The following is a 17,966-nucleotide window of genomic DNA, read 5'->3' as shown; positions in this document are numbered from 1 at the left end:
CGCCGTGTTGAACCAAGGCATAGGCTCCTGGCCGGCGCGCCGGGCCCGCAAGACGCCCGACCGGATCGCCGTGGTCCACGAGAACCGCACCTGGACCTACGGCCAACTGCACCGGCGGGTGCAGCGCCTGGCCCACGCGCTGCGCACGCTGGGAACGGGCCGGGGCGACCGGGTCGCGTATCTGGGCGCCAACCATCCCGCCTTCCTGGAGACCCTGTTCGCCGCCGGAGCGCTGGGAGCGATCTTCGTACCGCTCAACACGCGCCTGGCGGCACCGGAGTTGGCGTACAACCTCTCCGACTCGGGCTGCACGGTGCTGATCCACGCCCCGGAGCAGACGGAGGCCGCCGAGGCGGCCGCGGCCCAGGCCGGTGTGCACCACCGTGTCGCTCTCCAGGGAGCCCACGACGGGGCCCTCGCGTACGAGGACCTGCTGGCGGACGGCGGGATCGAGGCGCTGGACGTGAGCGTGGCGCTCGACGAGCCCTGCATGATCCTCTACACCTCCGGGACGACCGGCCGCCCCAAGGGCGCGGTCCTCTCCCACGCCAACATCGTCTGGAACAGCGTCAACGTCCTCGTCGACACCGATCTGTCCGCCGATGAGGTGGCGCTGGTCGTGGCCCCGCTGTTCCACACGGCCGGTCTCAACATGATCTGCCTGCCCACGCTCCTCAAGGGCGGCCGGGTCGTGCTGCTCGGCGCGTTCGACCCCGACCGCGTCCTCGGGCTCATCGAAACGGCCCGCGTCACCTACATGTTCGGCGTCCCCACCATGTACGACGCCATGGCCGCGAGGCCGCGGTGGACCGACACCGACCTCTCCAGCCTGCGCACGCTGAACTGCGGCGGGGCACCGGTCCCCGCCCGCACCATCGCCGCCTACGTCGACCGCGGCCTGGCCTTCTGCCAGGGCTACGGCATGACGGAGGCATCCCCCGGGGTCCTCTACCTGGACCGTGAGCAGAGCGCGTCCAAGGCGGGCTCCGCGGGCGTGCCGCACTTCTTCACCGACACGCGCGTGGTGCTGCCCGACGGCGCCGACGCCCCACCGGACCGCCCCGGCGAGATCCTGGCCCACGGCCCCAACGTCATGACGGGCTACTGGGGCCGCCCCGACGAGACCGCGGCGGCCTTCACCGCCGACGGCTGGCTGCGCACCGGCGACATCGCCCGGACCGACGACGACGGATACGCGTACATCGTCGACAGGGTCAAGGACATGTTCGTGTCGGGCGGCGAGAACGTCTACCCGGCCGAGGTCGAGAACGCGCTCCTCGGGCACCCCGCGGTCGCGGAGTGCGCGGTGATCGGGGTGCCGGACGAGGTCTGGGGCGAGGTGGGCCGTGCCGTGATCGTCCTCCGGCCGTCGGCCGACGCCGACGAACAGGGCGTCCTCGACCATCTGCGGGGCCGGCTGGCCAAATACAAGATCCCCAAGTCCGTGGTCTTCACGGACGCTCTGCCCCGTACCCCCTCAGGAAAGATCATCAAGCCCGCCCTGCGCGAAGCCTTCACGCGCTGACGAAAGGACACCACCCCATGGACACCCCCGTGCCCGCCACCACCGCCCACGGCCTCGCCGAACTCACGTCCCTGTCCGGCGCGGACCTCGGCCGCACCGAATGGCGCGAGATCACCCAGGAGCGGGTGAACACCTTCGCCGACGCCACCGACGACCACCAGTGGATCCACACGGACCCCGAGAAGGCGAAGGCCGGCCCCTTCGGCGCCCCCATCGCGCACGGCTACCTGACCCTGTCCCTCATCATCCCGCTCTTCAACGAGCTGCTGGACATCACGGGCGTCTCCATGAGCGTCAACTACGGCCTGGACAAGGTCCGTTTCCCCAGCCCCGTCCCCGTCGGCGCGAAGATCCGCCTGCACGGCACGGTCGGCGCGGTGGAGGAGGTGAAGGGCAACGGCGTACAGATGCCGCTGACGTTCACCGTGGAGGTCGAGGGCAGCGACAAGCCGGCGTGCGTGGCGCAGGCGGTTTATCGGCATTACGCCTGACCGCTCACCGGAACGATGATTCTCTAAGCGCCCGCCCAAGTGGCTGAACCTGGTGCGTTGGGGTGTGGGCACTCCCGTAACGTGCCACCGCCCGAAGCCCGTACGCCCTTTGCCCACGTCCCGTCACATGCCGAAATGTCTACTGCCGCGCACGATCGATCCGACCGCGTGGCGGGGAGTGCGCCGGAAGCCGGCCGTCTCCCGGCTTCCTCGTGACGAAGGACGAACCGCCCATGCATGCACGACCCGGCTTCCAGGAGCCCGGAGCGGGCCAGGACGAGCCGATCGCGATTGTCGGAGCCGCCTGCCGGTTCCCCGGTGAGGTCAGCTCGCTCACCTCACTGTGGCGCCTGCTGATGGCGCGCCGGGAGACGGTGCGGGAGGTGCCCGCCGAGCGGTGGGAGCGGGCGGAGCTGGCGGGCCTTCCCGCCCAGGTCGCGGACCGATTGCGCTACGGCTGCTTCCTGGACGACGATGTCTACGCCTATGAGCCGGAGTTCTTCGGGATCAACGCGGACGAAGCGCCCTGGGTCGATCCGGAGCACCGGCTGCTGTCCGAGGTGGCCTGGGAGGCCGTCGAGCACGCCGGGATTCCGGCCCAGCGGCTGTCCGGCACGCCGACGGGCATGTTCTTCGGGATCTATCAGAAGGACTACATGCTGCGTGTGCAGCGGCCGTTGGAGGACGTCAACGCCTACGCGATGTACACCGGCTTCGACAGCATCGGGCCCGGCCGCGTGGGCTTCATGCTGAACCTGAGGGGGCCGCAGGTCGTCCTGGAGAGCGCGTGCGCGTCCGGCCTCGTCGCCGTGCACACCGCCTGCCAGAGCCTGCGGACCGGTGAGTCGGACGTGGCGCTGGCCGGGGCGTCCATGCTGACCCTGGGGCCCGAGGGCGTCATCGCCCCCGCGCTGTGGGGTGTGTTCTCGCCCACCGGCCGCTGCCACGCCTTCGACGCCGCCGCCGATGGTTACGTACGCGGTGAGGGCTGCGGTGTGGTCGTACTCAAGCGCCTGTCGGACGCCGTACGGGCCGGGGACCGGGTACTCGCCGTGGTGCGCGGTACGGCGGTCAACCAGAACGGCCGCGGCACGCGGCTGAGCGCGCCCTCGGAGTCCGCGCAGATCGATCTGTACCACCTCGCGCTGGAGCGCGCGGGCGTCGAGGCCGGTGACGTCGGGATGGTGGAGGCGCACGGGCCGGGCACGGCGGTGGGTGACCCCATCGAGTTCGCCGCGGTGGCGGCGGTCTACGGCAAGGGCCGCGACAAGTGCGCGCTGGGTTCGGTGAAGACGAACATCGGCCATACCGAGCCCGTGTCGGGCGTGGCGGGTCTGCTGAAGGCCATCGCGTCCCTGCGGCACGGCAAGGTCCCCGCGAGTCTGCACTTCAACAGCTGGAACCCGCAGATCGACCCCAGCGGCACCCGCCTCTTCGTGCCCACCGACACCACCGAGTGGCCGGTACGGGACGGCACCCGGCTGGCCGCGGTGTCCTCCTTCGGCATCAGCGGCACCAATGTCCACGTCGTACTGGAGCAGCCTCCCGCGCCCGCTCCCGTCCCGCGCGTGCCCCGTCCTGCGCCGCCCGCCGACTCCGCCGCGGCCCGGGACCGCGGAGCACCGCGCGTGTTCCCGCTCTCCGCGGGCACGCCCGTGGCCCTGCGGTCCGCGGCCGGCCGGCTGGCCGAGTGGCTGAGGGTCGAGGGGGCACAGACGCCGCTGGGCGACGTGGCGCACACGCTGGCCACGCGCCGCTCGCCCGCCCGCGAACGAGCCGCGGTGGTCGCCGCCGACCGGCCGGAGCTGGTGGCACGGCTGGCGGAGCTGGCGGCCGGGGCCGCGCCCCGCACCGGGGTGGCGACCGGCAGGGCGGTGCCCGACGCGGGGCGGGGCGTGGTGTGGGTCTTCTCGGGTCACGGCTCTCAGTGGGCGGGCATGTGCCGCCAACTCCTGGACCACGACCCGGAGTTCACCCGGGTCATCGACGAGCTGGAACCGCTCGTGGCCGGGGAGTCCGGCTTCTCTCTGCGCCGGACCCTGTGCCGCCCCGAGGTGGTGACCGGGTTCGACCGGGTGCAACCGGTGATCTTCGCCGTCCAGTTGGGCCTTGCGGCGATGTGGCGCTCCCACGGCGTGGAACCGGCGGCCGTGATCGGCCACTCCATGGGAGAGGTCGCGGCCGCGGTGACCGCGGGAGCGCTGAGCGTACGCGACGGGGTACGGGTCATCTGCCGCCGCTCCCGGCTGATCCTGCGGGCCGCCGGGCAGGGGCTGATGGCCTCGGTCGCCCTGGGACGCGACGAGGCCGAACGGCTCCTGGCGGAACAGGACGTACGAGGGGTCACCGTCGCGGTCGTCACCTCGCCGGAGAACACCGTCGTCGGCGGGGACGCCGACCGCGTCCGCCGCCTCGCCGAGGAGTGGGACGCGCGCGGCGTGGGCGTCCGCGTGGTCGAGGTGGACGTCGCCTCGCACACCGCCCACATGGACCCGATCCTGCCCGACCTCGCCGACGCGCTCGCCGACGTCGCCGGCGGATCGCCGGGCACGGCCTTCTACAGCACCGTCACCGACGACCCGCGCGAACGTGCCGTCCTCGACGCCGCCTACTGGTCGGACAACCTCCGCCGAGAGGTGCGCTTCGCCGACGCGGTGCGGGCCGCGGCCGAGGACGGCCACCGGCTGTTCGTCGAGATCGGCCCCCACCCCGTGCTCGTCCACCCGGTGCAGGCCACGCTCACGGCGCACGGCCACACCGGCACCGCGGTCGTGCCCTCCCTGCTGCGCGACACCGACGACACCCTGGCCTTCCACACCAGCGTGGCGGCGCTGCACTGCGCCGGCCATCCGCTGGACTGGGCCGACCGCTACCGCGAGGGGACACTGGCCGACGTACCGCCGACCACCTGGGAGCGTACGAGGTACGTCGTCGACCCCTCCCCGCTGCGGCAGTCGTCCGGCGCCCACTCCTCCCCCGCCGCGCACCCGCTCACCGGTCCGCACACCGCGGACCCCGACAGCGAGGGCCGCCACCTGTGGCAGACCCGCGTCACGCCCACGACACTGCCCTGGCTGGACGCCCACCGCGTCGACGATGTCGCCGTGGTGCCCGGCGCCGCGCTGTGCGAGATGGCCGTCGCCGCCGCCACCGACCTGTACACCACCGGCCCGGAACGCCTGCGCGTCACCGGCATCGACCTCCAGCGGCTGCTGCTGCCGGCGTCCGAGGGCACGTCCGTCACCGCCACCGCCGAGGCGGCAGGACCGGACACCGCCCGCTGGCGGGTGGTCAGCACGGCCCCCGACGGCACCTCCGTCCAGCACGCCCGGGCGACCCTGCGCCGCACGCCCGAAGGCGAACCGGCCCCGGAGGGCCGGGACCCTCGGCAACTGCTCGCGGAGTTCCCGCACGCAGTGGACGCGGCGGACGTCTACCGGCAGATGCGCGAGGAACGCGGCGTGCACCACGGACCGCCGTTCCTCGGCCTCCAGGCGCTGTACACGGACGGGTCCCCCGCCGGCCTCCCGGGCACCCGCCTCCTGGCCCGCCTCCGGGTCCCGGACGAGGGCCGGGCCGGGGCGCGGGCACTGCACTGCCATCCCGTCGCGCTCGACACCTGCCTCCAGGCCGTGGCGGGCGCCGTACTGCGCAGCGGCGCCGTGCCCGCCGGGGGCATCCTGCCCCGGGGCATCGAGTCGCTGCGGCTGTACGGGACGCTCCCGCTCAGCGGGTACTGCCTGGTCACCCTCCAACTCCTCGACGGCGAGCGGTACATCGCGGACTTCCGGCTCTGGGCCGACGACGGGTCCGTGGCCGCCGACGCCACCGGCGTGGAGTTCCGCCACGTGCCCGCCGAGAGCGCTCAGGAACGCTTCGGACAGCGTCTGCTCCGGTCGGCCTGGGAGCCCAGCGAGCGTCCGGCGCCGCATGCCGCGCCCGGGAACTGGACCCTTCTGGCGGAAGCGGGACGCGAGTCGTACGCGGCCGCCCTGCGCGGGGCCCTGGAGGGGCGGGGCGCCACCGTGGACGTCAGGGCGCTCACCGGGGACGCCGCCTGCACTCCGTCGGCGGCGTCCGCGGCCGACGGGCAGATGCCGCGGGCCGTGGTGTATCTGCCCGCGCCGCACACCGGAGCCGACGGAGCGCCGACCGACGTCATGTCACCCGATCTCCGGGCGAGGCGGCAGGTCGCCCGCCTGGCGGAGACGGCCAGCACACTCGCGCGGGGCACGGACAGCGGGGCGGCGCCGCGCCTGTGGACCGTCACCGGCACCGCGCAGCACGTCACTCCCGACGACCAGCCGGACCTGGGCCAGGCCGGGCTGCGCGGGCTCGTGCGGGTCCTGAGCTACGAGCACCCCGAACTGCGCCCCGGTGTCCTGGACGTCGACGCGGGGACGCCGGCCGCGGAAGTGGCCGCCGAGCTGCTGTCCTGCCCCGACGAGCAGGACGAGGTCGCCTACCGGCACGGGACGCGCCACCTGGCGCGCCTGCGCAACGCCCCGCTGGACGGGCGGGAGCGCCGCCGGACCACGGTCGACCGCGAGCAGGACCGGGTGGCCCTGCACCTGGCGCACCCCGGCGACCTGGACTCGTTCGAGTTCGTCGTCCAGCCGCGCCGCGGGCCCGGACCGGGCGAGGTCGAGGTCAGGGCCGACGCCACCAGCGTCAACTTCATCAACGTGCTCCAGGCGATGGGCGTCTACCAGCGCTTCAGCACGGGCGATGAGCGTATGGACGTCAGCGCGTTCGACGGCGCGGGCGTCGTCACCGCCGTCGGGGACGGCGTCCGGAGCGTGCAGGAGGGCGACCGCGTGGCCGCCATGTTCGTGGACGGGGAGCAGTCCGCCGTCATGTCGTCCTTCGCGACCGTCCGCGCCGACTGCCTCCTGCCGGTGCCGGACGAGGTGAGCACGCGGGACGCCGCCGCCCTGCCGTGCGCCTACTTGACCGCCTGGTACGCCCTGCGGCACCTGGCCCGGCTCCGGCCGGGCGAGAAGGTGCTGATCCACTCGGCGAGCGGCGGCACCGGTCTGGCCGCGCTGAACCTCGCGCGGGCCTGCGGCGCCGAGGTCCTGGCCACCGCGGGCAGCGAGGCCAAGCGGGCGTACCTGCGCGGGCTCGGCGTCCGGCACGTCATGGACTCCCGCACCCTGGACTTCGCCGACCAGGTGCGCGACCTGACCGGGGGCCGCGGCGTCGACGTCGTACTCAACTCCCTCACCGGTCCTGCGCAGTCGGCCGGCCTGGATCTGCTCGCGCACCGGGGCCGGTTCATCGAACTCGGCAAGCGGGACATCTACGCCAACTCCCGCCTGGGGCTGCTGCCCTTCCACCGCAACGTCACCTTCGCCGGTGTCGACGTACTGATGATGATGCGGCAGGACCCGGAGCTGCTCGCCGAGGGCTACCGCGAGCTGGCCGGGATGCTCGCGGCCCGGACCCTGCCGCTGCTGCCCGTCACCGAGCACCCCGTCGCCGAGGCGTCGTCGGCCTTCCACACGATGGCGTCCGCCCGGCACACGGGCAAGCTCGTCCTCACCTGGCCGACCACGGGCATCGACCTGCTGCACGTGCGCCCCGAGGACGTGCCCGTCGTCCGGCGCGACGGGAGCTATCTGGTCACGGGCGGGCTCGGCGGCCTTGGGCTCCTGGTCGCCCAGTGGCTGGCCGAACGAGGCGCCGCCGCGGTCGTACTGACCTCGCGCGGCGCACCCACCGCGGCCACGCGCGCCGCCCTAGACGCCCTCACCGAGGACTTCGGCACCCGTGTCGAGGTGGTGAGCGGTGACCTCGCCGAGCCGGGTGTCGCCGACGCCCTCGTACGGGCCGCCCTGGAGACCGGCCACGCCCTGCGCGGTGTCGTCCACGCCGCGGCCGTCGTCGAGGACGCCACCGTCGCCAACCTCTCCGCCGCCCTTCTGGAGAGGGTCTGGCGCCCCAAGGCGACGGGAGCATGGCTGCTCCACCACGCCGTAAGCGGCCAGGAGTTGGACTGGTGGGTCACCTTCTCCTCCGCCGCCTCCCTCCTCGGCAACCCGGGGCAGGGCGCCTACGCGGCCGCCAACGCCTGGCTGGACGAGTTCACGTCCTGGCGCCGGGCCCAGGGACTGCCCGCCACCTGCGTCAACTGGGGGCCGTGGGCGGAGGTCGGCCGGGGCACCGGGATGGCGGAACGCGGCTACGCCATGATCGAGCCCGCGGAGGGCGTCGCCGCCCTGGAGCGCATCCTCTGCCACGACCGCGACCGCACCGCCTACACGCCTGTCGACCTGTCCCGGTGGCTGGAGTCCTACCCCGCGACCGGCCGCACCGCCTTCTTCGCCGAGCTGGCCACCCCGGCGGCGGGCGCGGAGGCCGCCGGCGCCCGCAGCGCCCTGCTGGACTCGCTGAGGGACGCGGACAGCCCGCAGCGGCGGCGGCAGCTGCTGCAACCGGAGGTCGTCGGCCACATCGCCGCGGTCCTGCGGCTCGGCACCGACCGGTTCGACGCCAACACGTCCCTGGTCACACTCGGCCTCGACTCGCTCATGGCCATCGCCCTGCGCAACCGCCTCCAGCGCGAACTGGGCCTGGACATCCCCACCACGGTGATGTGGACCCACCCGACGGCCTCCGCGCTCACCCGCTATCTCCTGGGCCGCCTCCACCCCGAGCAGGGGCCGGAAGAGGCGGATTCCGAGCCGGAATCCCCGGCGGTCTGCTCGGCCGCCTCCAACTGACGGGACCACCGCATGCCCCCTCCTCCCACGCCCACCCGCGCACCCGGCATCTGGGACGTGATCGTCGTCGGCGCCGGTCCGGCCGGTACCACCGCCGCCCGCGTCGCCGCCGAGAACGGCTGCGAGACCCTGCTGCTGGAGCGCGCCACCATCCCCCGCTACAAGACCTGCGGCGGCGGCCTCATCGGAGCCTCCCTCGCCGCCCTGCCTCCCGGCCTGCCCCTGAACATCCGCGACACGGCCCGCCGGTTCACCTTCGCCCACAACGGCCGCGGAGAACGCACCCTCGACTCCGCCTCCCCGACCTGCGCCATGGTCTACCGCAGCGAACTCGACGCGGCGCTGACCGAGGCCGCCGCCGCGGCGGGCGCCGAGGTCCGCGACGGCACCGCGCTGACCACCCTGGAACAGGAGGGCGACACCGTCACCGTGCGGACGAACCGCGGCGACACCCTCCGCGCCCGTGCGGTCGTCGGCGCCGACGGCAGTGCGAGCAGGGTCTCCCGGTACGTCGGAGTGCGATGCGCGCAGGTCGACCTCGCCCTGGAGGCCGAGGTGCCGGTCGACGAGAGGACGGCCGACCGCTGGCGGGGACGCGCCCTGATGGAGTGGGGCCCGCTGCCGGGCTCCTTCGGCTGGGTCTTCCCCAAGGGGGACGTCTGTACGGCCGGAGTGGTGGCCGCCCGGGGCAACCCCGCCGCCCTCCGCGCCTACAAGGAGGACTTCCTCGCACGCCAGGGCCTGCTGGGCCCCCGCCCCCTGCACGACACCGGCCACCTGACGCGGTGCCGCCGCCCCGACTCGCCGCTGTCCCGCGGACGGGTACTGGTCGCCGGTGACGCCGCGGCTCTCGTCGACCACTGGTCTCGCGAGGGCATCTCCTACGCCCTGCGCTCAGGGAGACTCGCGGGGCACGCCGCCGCCCGCCTCGTCGGCGCGGCCGAGGGGGACGCCACCGCCGAGGGGGACGCCGCCGACCACTACGGACGGCAGGTCGACGACATCCTCGGCGCCGAGATGCGCGCCAGCGGCGCCCTGATGACCCTCTTCGCCCGCAACCCCGGCCTCGTGCACACCGCCTTGACCCGCCTGCCTCCGGCGTGGCGCCGCCTCGACGCCTATATCGCCGGCCGCACCAGCGTCGCCGGAATCATGACCACCCCCTTCGTACGGACCGCGGCCACGCTGGCCACCCGGCTTCCCGTCGGGCGGGCGAAACCGCTCGCGGTCCTGTGAGGAGGCGCCCGATAGGCGTTTCCGGGAACGCTCCGGTGCCGGATGCCCGCACCGCCGATTGGGCGTAGTGTCCGCTTATGGGCGATGTTGGGCGTGGCGACTGATGGAATCCGCGATGGCCTCCGTCATCCGTGAGACCGGCGCGTTCGGCGGGCTGCTCTATGTGCGTCCTCCCGGCGACGACGCCTTGTGGCTGGTCATCGTGGCAGGGGTTCCGCACGGGATCGCCGCTCCGTGGAGGCGGATCGCGCTGACCGACGCGATGCCGGTCGCGGACGCCGTACGCGAGCGTCGCCTGGTCTGGATCAGCGGCCAGGAGGAGATGGCGCGCCGCTACCCCCGGCCGGCGCTCGTACTGCCGTACGACTTCGCGCTGGCGGCCGCCCCCGTCGCCTCCGGCACCACGGTCCGGGGCGGGTTGGTTCTGCTGTGGTCCGGGGCCCATCCACCCCGGCTGAGCCCTGACGAGAGCGACGCCGTCGAGACAGGCTGCCGCCGCCTGGGCGTTGCCCTGCGAGAGGCCGCTGACCGCGGCGAACCGTTGCTGCCCGCCGAGCGCCCGATGACCCTGTCGCCGCCGGCCGGGCGCACCCCCTCCCCCGCCGAGGCGGCGGCGCTCGCGGCGTTCGTCGACCGTCTGCCCGGGGGGTCCTGCGCACTGGACGTGCAGGGCCGGATCACCTTCGTCACCCCGGCCGCCGCCGGCCTCCTCGGTGCCGATCCGGCCGCCCTGCTGGGCGCCCTGCCCTGGGAGGCGCTGCCGTGGATGGACGTACCCCAGGTCGAGGACCGCTACCGGGCCGCGCTGGTCAGCCGCCGGCCACAGACGTTCACCGTCCGCCGTCCGCCGGATGTGTGGCTGGCCTTCGACCTGTACCCGGACCCTTCCGGCATCAGTGTCCGCATCACGCGCGGCGGCCCGTCCGAGGAGGCGTCCGCGTCGCCCTCCGCGCCGACCGCGGGCCCCAGCCGCGCCACCGTGCTCTACCACCTGATGCACCTGGCCGCCACCCTGACCGAGGCCGTCGGTGTACAGGACGTGGTCGAGCAGACCGCCGATCAGCTGCTGCCCGCCCTGGGCGCACAGGCCATGGTGCTGATGACCGCGGAGAACGGCCGTCTGAAGATCCTCGGTGAGCGCGGCTACCGCGCCGAGCTGATGGACCGCTTCGACGCGATCCCGCTGAACTCGGACATCCCCGGCGGCAAGGTCCTCACCACCGGTGTCCCGGACTTCTTCACGACCTTCGCCGAGCTGAAGCGCGCCTACCCGACCACCCGTCACGAGGACGGGATGGCCTCATGGGCGTTCCTGCCGCTGATCGCGTCCGGCCGCCCCATCGGGTCACTCCTCCTCGCCTACGACCGGCCCCGCCACTTCCCGCCCGGCGAACGCGCCGTGCTGACCTCGCTGGCAGGATTGGTCGGGCAGGCCCTGGACCGGGCCCGTCTCTACGACGCCAAGCACCACCTCGCCCACCGCCTCCAGTCCGCCCTGCTGCCGCACGCGCTGCCCCGCGTCCCCGGCCTGCGCGTCGCCGCGCGCTACCTGCCCGCCGCCCGGGGCCTGGGCATCGGCGGCGACTTCTACGACCTGATCCGCCTCGACGCGCACACGGCGGGCGCCACCATCGGCGACGTGCAGGGACACAACGTGGACGCCGCGGCCCTCATGGGGCAGGTCCGCACGGCCGTCCACGCCCACGCCACCGTGGGCGCGTCCCCCGACGACGTCCTGGCCCGCACCAACCGGCTGCTCACCGATCTCGACCCCGGCCTCTTCACGAGCTGCGCCTACGTGCACCTCGACCTGGCCAGGAACCGGGCCTGCCTGGCCACCGCAGGGCACCCGCCGCCCCTCCTGCGCCATGCCGACGGACGCACCGAACTCCTGCGCGTCCCGCCCGGCCTCCTGCTCGGCATCGAACCGGACGCGCTCTACACGGCGCGGGAGTTCCCGCTGCCGCCCGGCTGTGTGCTCGCGCTCTACACCGACGGGCTCGTCGAAGCCCCGGGAGTCGACATCGACGACGCCACCGCGGCCCTCGCCGGCCTCATCGAACAGGCGGACCCCACCGACCTCGACGCCATGGCCGACGCGCTCATCCGGCACGCGCCCACCCCGGGCGACGACATCGCCCTGCTCCTCATCAGCCCGGGTGAGCCCGGGTGAGCCCGGCTCAAGTCAGTCCCGCGCCACCACGCGGAACGTCTCGACCGAGGAGTCGGCCGCGTCCGGGATCAGGACCCCGTGTTCGACACCGCTGCGCAGATACTCCACCACCTCGTCGGTGATGACCTCGCCGGGAGCGACGACGGGCACGCCCGGCGGGTAGGGGCTGATCATCTCGGCGGCGATACGGCCCCCCGCGCGCTCGGCGGGTACGTGCTCCACCGAGGCGAAGAACGCGTCGCGCGGCCGCATCGCCTGCTCCAGCTCCAGGGCCGAGGGTTCGGGCAGGCGGACCGGCGGCTGCTTCTCGATGGAGTCGGCGCTGTCGACGAGCGCGCGCAGGGCACCCAGCAGGGTCTTCTCCGTCTCGTCGTCGTCGGAGTGCGTGATCGAGGCGCTGATCCGGCAGGTGTCGGAGCCGCCGACATCCACGTGCCGGTGCGTGCGCAGCCACTCGGCCGCCTGCATGCCGCTGATGCCCAGTTCCCGTACGTCCACCACGATCTTGAGCGGGTCGAAGTCGGCGGCGAACCCTTCCTCGACGACCTCCCCGCCCATGGGCCGCAGGCCCGGCAGATCACCGGCGGCCGACCTGATCCGCTCCGCGCGGCGCAGCGCCGCGTCCAGGAGGTCGTGCCCCTGTTCGACCATCTGACGGCGCCAGCCGTCGAGGGTCGCGTAGACCAGTGACGAGGCGCTGGTGGTGCCGAGCAGGTCCTCCCGCTGCTTGAGGACCTCGGGCGACACCCGGTCGTACTGGAGGTGGAAGACGGAGCTCTGCTCGATGGCGCCGCCCATCTTGTGGACGCTGGTCACCACCAGGTCGGCCTCGGAGTCCATCCCCCAGACGGGCAGCTCCGGGTGGAAGGGGAGATGGGCGCCCCACGCCTCGTCCACGATCAGTGGCACGTCGAACTCGTGGCACACCCGGGCCACGCCCGCCACGTCCGCGCAGGTGCCCCAGTCGGTGGGCGTGATGAGCAGCATGCCCTTGGCGTCCGGGTGCTCCTGGAGGCGGCGGCGTACGTCGTCGGGCTCCGGCGGATGCGCGAGGTGCCGCTCCTCGTCGAACTTCGGGTGGACCCAGATCGGCACCACCCCGTTGACCACGACGGCGGCGATCACGGACTTGTGCGCGTTGCGGGACAGCAGCAGCTTCTCGCCGGGCCCGGCCACGGCCAGCATGGCGGTCTTGACCGACAGGGAGCTGCCGCAGGTGGAGAAGAACGCCTGGTCGGCCCCGACCGCGTCGGCCATCAGCTCCTGCGCCCGACTGAGCACGCCCTGGGACTGGCGGCGGTCGTCGAGGCCGTTGAGGGAGAGGACGTCCGCGCGGAACACGTCGAGGCCGACGATGTCCGCCACGCGCGGATCGACACCACGGCCCTGCTTGTGCCCCGGCGGCCCGAAGACCACGTCTCCACGGCGTCGGAACTCCTGCAACGCCTCAAGAACCGGTACACGCGAGTGGTCCATACGTTCCTCCCAGCAGGTTCCGTACCCCACGATCGTCCCGCAGATGTCCATGTCACGCACCCGGTGTGGGACCAGGGCCAGGAACGCCTGCGGGGTACGGTGGGCGCGACCACGGAGACGGCCGGCGCCTGGGGAGCGGGAGCGGAATGCGCTACATCATCATCGGGTCCGGAGCAGTCGGCGGTTCGATCGGGGGGCGGCTGCACGAAAGCGGCCAGTCGGTCGTCCTGGTGGCCCGCGGCGCGCACTTCGAGGCGTTGCGCGACAACGGACTGCGCCTCACGGTCCCCACCGGCACGCTCATCCTCGACGTACCGGTCGTGACACGCCCCGAGGACGTCGAACTGCGCGCCGACGACGTACTCGTACTCGCCGTCAAGACCCAGGACAGCGTGGCCGCCCTCGACGCGTGGGCGGCGCGGCCGGTCGCGGGCGGCGGCACGGCGGGCGAACGCCTGCCTGTGGTGTGCGCCCAGAACGGCGTGGAGAACGAGCGCCTGGCCCTGCGCCGCTTCCGCCAGGTGTACGGGGTCTGCGTCATCCTGCCCAGCAGCCACCTGAACCCGGGCGAGGTCGTCGCGCCCTGCGGCCCGTACACCGGCGCGCTGGTCATCGGCCGGTACGGGGCGGCCGTGGACGAGGAGGGGGCGGGGAGCACGGACGACACCGCCCGGCGGATCGCGGACGACCTGGAGAAGGCCCAGTTCCTGGCTCCGGTAGCGGCGGACGTGATGCGCTGGAAGTACGGCAAACTCCTGGGCAACCTCGCCAATGTCGTAGAGGCGGTGTGCGGTTCCGCATCGGACGCCCCCGCGAAGGACCTGATCACCCGGGCGAAGGCCGAGGGCGCCGCGGCCCTCGACGCCGCCGGGATCGCCTACGCGAGCGGAGCCGAGATATCCGAGCTGCGCACCGGGACGGTCGACCCCCAGCCGGTACCCGGCGAGCGCGCCCGCGGCTCGTCCTGGCAGAGCCTGGCGAGGGGCGCGGGTTCGATCGAGACGGACTACCTCAACGGAGAGATGGTGCTGCTGGGCCGGCAGCACGGCGTACCCACCCCGGTGAACGCGGCCCTCCAGGATGCCGCCCGGGAGAGCGTGCGCATGCGCCGGCAGCCGGGCGACCTGTCGGCCGAGGAGCTGAGCGGACGCGTAGGCGGATCAAAAGGCGTACCTGACGCGCAGCCAGGGCGCGAGCTGCGCGAGGAGTTGCCGGAGCCGCGCCAGGGACTGCTGCTTGACCTCAAGGGCGTAGCGAACGTTCAAGGCCCCGTTCTGTGAGCGCTTGACCTCCTGGATGTCCGGCTGCCAGAGCACTTCCTCGGCGCGGGGGTGCCACCCCAGGTTGACCTCGTGCAGTGCCTGATTGTGGGTCAGCATGATGACCTCGGCGGCTGCCTGCTCCTTCACACGGGCGGGCAGGACGTCGCCGAGGTGGGTGAGCAGGTCGGCCCAGTCCCGCTCCCACCCGGGGCGCAGGACGACGGGCGAGAGGTTGAAGTGGACCTCGTAGCCGGCGTCGAGGAAGTCGGCGGCCGCCGCGATCCGCTCGGTGACCGGACTGGTGCGGATGTCCAGGAGCCGGGCATCGTCGGGCGGCATGACGGAGAAGCGCACCCGCGTACGCCCCTGGGGGTCGAGCGCGAGGAGGTCCGGGTTGACGAACTTCGTCGCGAAGGACGCCTTCGCCGTCGGCAGGCCGCGGAACGCGGCGACGAGATCCGCGGTGTTGTCGCTGACCAGGGCGTCGACGGAGCAGTCACCGTTCTCGCCGATGTCGTAGACCCACGACCGGGGATCGCACTGGTTGGGTGCCGTCTTGGGTCCCTGGGCCCGTACGTGGCGCCGGACATGGGCCACGATCGCCTCGATGTTGGTGAACAGTGTGATGGGATTGGCGTAGCCCTTGCGACGAGGGACATAGCAGTAGGCGCAGGCCATCGCGCACCCGTTGGAGGCCCCAGGGGCGATCCAGTCGGCCGACCTGCCGTTGGGCCGCGTCACGAGATGGTGCTTGACCCCGAGGACAAGCGTCTCGGTCTTGATACGGACCCACCGACCGATGTTGCCGTCGTTCCCGTGCAGCGAGGGAATCCGCCAGTGGCTGTCGACCTCGGTCACCGGCACCCCCGGCAGCCGGGCCATGATCTGCTGCCCGCGCGGAGAGTCGAGAGCCGCGGGCTCGGCGTAGACCTCCCGCACATCGAGCATCCGCCGCGCCTGCGGACTGTCCCGGAACGCCCCGTGCGCAGCCTGCCCCGACACGGCGTCCGCCCACCCGAAGAGCGCCTGCTGCTCACCCTCTCCCGAGCCGGATCCCGCCACTGCCCCATCCACGTGCTGCCCCTTTCCGCACCAAGGGTCTCAGTCGCGGTGGGTGGGAGGTGGGATGGCGGAGGGCGACATGCCTGACAATTCAGCGGCCAGGCGGGGGCGCCGGTCGGCTTGACCGTCGCGCCCCCGCCTGGAGGGCCTCCGCCCAGACGTCGCGGGCGAGTTCGCGGGCCTGGGCCGCCTCGGAGAACGTGTCCCACTTGAGCGCGAGGTCCTTCGACGGCATGCCGGTCTCGATGCCCGAGCTGCCCGCCTTGATGACGCCCGTCCCGCCGTACGCGTCGGACCCGGTGAACCACTCGATGATCTCCGCCCCGGCAGCGGTGAATCCGGTGTGTCCCGAACCGTAGGCCGCGAAGGCGGGTGTCTTCAGGTACGGCTGCCACTTGGCTCCGTCGATCACCTTGGTGCCCTGGTCCGGGCCCGCGTAGCCGCGGATCTTCTTGCCGTCCATCGCGTGACGGATCATGGTGATCGGACGGCCGTAGTCGAAGTGGACCTTGGCCTTCCAGTCCACGACCGCCTCATCGCCCTCCGCGATGTTCAGGGCGAGGAACGGCTTCGACGCGGCGAAATGCGGGGTGAGGAAGTGGTGCGTCATGCCGTTCATGGTGAGCGGCGCCCAGCGGTTCGGGTCGACGATCTTGCTCTTGTCGAAGTCGTTCACGTCCTGCGCCGGGTTGACCGGCTTGTAGAAGCCCTCCGGTGACGCGTACGGCGGGTTGCTCAGCTGGTTGGAGCCGTCCTGGTGGCGGACCTCCAGCAGTGCGTCGGTCGCCTCGATCGCCACGGCGGCCGGCGTTCCCGCCACGACGGCGTCGGCGTCGGCCTCGGCCGCGTCGTAGCCGAGCGCCACGAGCTTGGCGTCGAAGGTCGCCCGCTGCCTGGGGAACAGGTCGCTCAGCGCACGGTGCGCCGCGAAACTGACCGTCTGGCGCTTGTTGGCCTCGGTGCGCTCCGCCGCGGGACGGCGCAGTTCGCCGCCGAGCTGGGTGCCCACGGCCTTCGCGTCGTACGCGGCCCAGGCGTCGTACATCGCGTTGTGCACGACCGCCAGTGTCCGCCCGCCGACCGGCGGCGGAGTGGGATGCATGGAGCCCTGGTTGTTCACCGCCATGGCTTCGCTGATCAGCTTGTTCCACTGCAGGACGACGTTGTCGCCGTCGGCGGGGGCCTGAACGGCGGCCGGGTTCGCCCCCGGCGTCGCCGGCCGCCGCGGACGCGGGACCGGTGAACGTGGTGGCGGGAGTCATGGCGGTGAGGGAGCCGAAGACCGCCCAGCGCTTGACGGGGCTCGTATGGAGACGGATGGACTTGACGGCGTCACGGAGCCTTTCTCAGTGGGGTGACGGGGGCGGTCGGCGGGCGGTGGATCACTCGGGCCAGCGCGATTCGGTGATGACGTCGACGAAGTTCGGCCGCACGTAGCCCTCGGTGTAGCGCGCGAGGACATCGGCCTTGATGTTGCCGAAGGTGGTGTCGGGGCGGTGCGCGATGCCGTCGTTGAAAGCCTGCAGAATCCGGCGCTTGAAGTCGGGGCGGGGGTGTGCCGCGACCACGGCGGCCCGCTGCCCGTCGGCGATGTCGTCGTAGCCGATGCCCAGGACGTCGAGTTCGACACCGGCCGTGACCAGGGCGATCTCCGGGGCCATATGGGTGGGGATCTCGGGGGTGGTGTGCAGCGCGATGGCCTCCCACACCACGCGGGCCGCGTCCTTCGTGACGCCGCGCGCCAGAAGGAACTCCCTGGCGTCCTCGGCGCCGTCGATCTCGAAACGGCGGGTGGAGGCGCGGTGCTTCTCGGTGAGCCCGAGGTCGTGGAACATGGCGCCCACGTAGAGCAGTTCGGGGTCGTACGACAGTCCGCGGCGGTCCCCTTGCAGCGCGCCGAAGAGGTACACGCGGCGGGAGTGATGGAAGATCAGTTCGTCTGCCGTGTCGCGGACCAGCTCTGTGGCCTCCTTGGCCAGGGCGCTGTCGGGCACCTTGATGTCTGCGATGGTCATG

10 protein-coding genes are annotated in these 17,966 nt (G+C 72.8%); 6 read left to right on the top strand and 4 right to left on the bottom strand.

Translation table 11 applies throughout. From position 1 onward, the window contains the following. The first annotated feature begins 4 nt into the window (after positions 1–4). From ACWDZ7_RS23655 to ACWDZ7_RS23635, 5 genes are all read left to right on the top strand, one after another. Positions 5–1,525, top strand: coding sequence for an acyl-CoA synthetase (locus ACWDZ7_RS23655; RefSeq protein ID WP_451799535.1), 1,521 nt, complete (start codon positions 5–7; stop codon positions 1,523–1,525). Positions 1,526–1,542: 17 nt separating this feature from the next. Next, positions 1,543–2,016: a MaoC family dehydratase gene (locus ACWDZ7_RS23650; RefSeq protein ID WP_451799534.1), complete on the top strand. Its 474-nt coding sequence runs from the start codon at positions 1,543–1,545 to the stop codon at positions 2,014–2,016. A gap of 233 nt (positions 2,017–2,249) precedes the next feature. Then, positions 2,250–8,741 carry an SDR family NAD(P)-dependent oxidoreductase gene (locus ACWDZ7_RS23645; protein ID WP_451799533.1) on the top strand — a complete coding sequence of 2,164 codons (6,492 nt, stop codon included), beginning with the start codon at positions 2,250–2,252 and terminating at the stop codon, positions 8,739–8,741. A 12-nt stretch (positions 8,742–8,753) separates the two neighbouring features. Then, positions 8,754–9,977 carry a geranylgeranyl reductase family protein gene (locus ACWDZ7_RS23640; RefSeq protein ID WP_451799531.1) on the top strand — a complete coding sequence of 408 codons (1,224 nt, stop codon included), beginning with the start codon at positions 8,754–8,756 and terminating at the stop codon, positions 9,975–9,977. A gap of 103 nt (positions 9,978–10,080) precedes the next feature. Then, entirely contained in the window at positions 10,081–12,150 is a 2,070-nt protein-coding gene (locus ACWDZ7_RS23635; protein ID WP_451799529.1) for a SpoIIE family protein phosphatase, read from the top strand. Positions 12,151–12,162: 12 nt separating this feature from the next. Here the strand turns inward: ACWDZ7_RS23635 and ACWDZ7_RS23630 are convergent, their stop codons facing one another. Next, positions 12,163–13,626, bottom strand: a complete 1,464-nt coding sequence (locus ACWDZ7_RS23630) for an aminotransferase class I/II-fold pyridoxal phosphate-dependent enzyme (RefSeq protein WP_451799527.1) — start codon at positions 13,624–13,626, stop codon at positions 12,163–12,165. Positions 13,627–13,772: 146 nt separating this feature from the next. Here ACWDZ7_RS23630 and ACWDZ7_RS23625 point away from each other — a divergent pair, with 146 nt between their 5' ends. Continuing rightward, entirely contained in the window at positions 13,773–14,906 is a 1,134-nt protein-coding gene (locus ACWDZ7_RS23625; RefSeq protein WP_451799525.1) for a ketopantoate reductase family protein, read from the top strand. Here the strand turns inward: ACWDZ7_RS23625 and ACWDZ7_RS23620 are convergent. The 3 genes from ACWDZ7_RS23620 to ACWDZ7_RS23610 form a co-directional block, all read right to left on the bottom strand. Beyond that, positions 14,787–15,962 carry a spore photoproduct lyase family protein gene (locus tag ACWDZ7_RS23620; RefSeq protein ID WP_451799523.1) on the bottom strand — a complete coding sequence of 392 codons (1,176 nt, stop codon included), beginning with the start codon at positions 15,960–15,962 and terminating at the stop codon, positions 14,787–14,789. The two genes, ACWDZ7_RS23625 and ACWDZ7_RS23620, sit on opposite strands and share 120 nt — an antisense overlap. Before the next feature lie 79 nt (positions 15,963–16,041). Next, on the bottom strand, positions 16,042–17,076 hold the full coding sequence (locus ACWDZ7_RS23615; RefSeq protein WP_451799522.1) for a DUF6851 domain-containing protein: 1,035 nt from the start codon (positions 17,074–17,076) through the stop codon (positions 16,042–16,044). 256 nt (positions 17,077–17,332) lie between these two features. Further along, positions 17,333–17,965, bottom strand: coding sequence for an HD domain-containing protein (locus ACWDZ7_RS23610; RefSeq protein WP_451799521.1), 633 nt, complete (start codon positions 17,963–17,965; stop codon positions 17,333–17,335). Between the last annotated feature and the right edge of the window lies 1 nt (position 17,966).

This window comes from Streptomyces sp. NPDC003032 (assembly GCF_053591415.1).
This window is presented reverse-complemented; position numbering and strand designations above follow the sequence as displayed.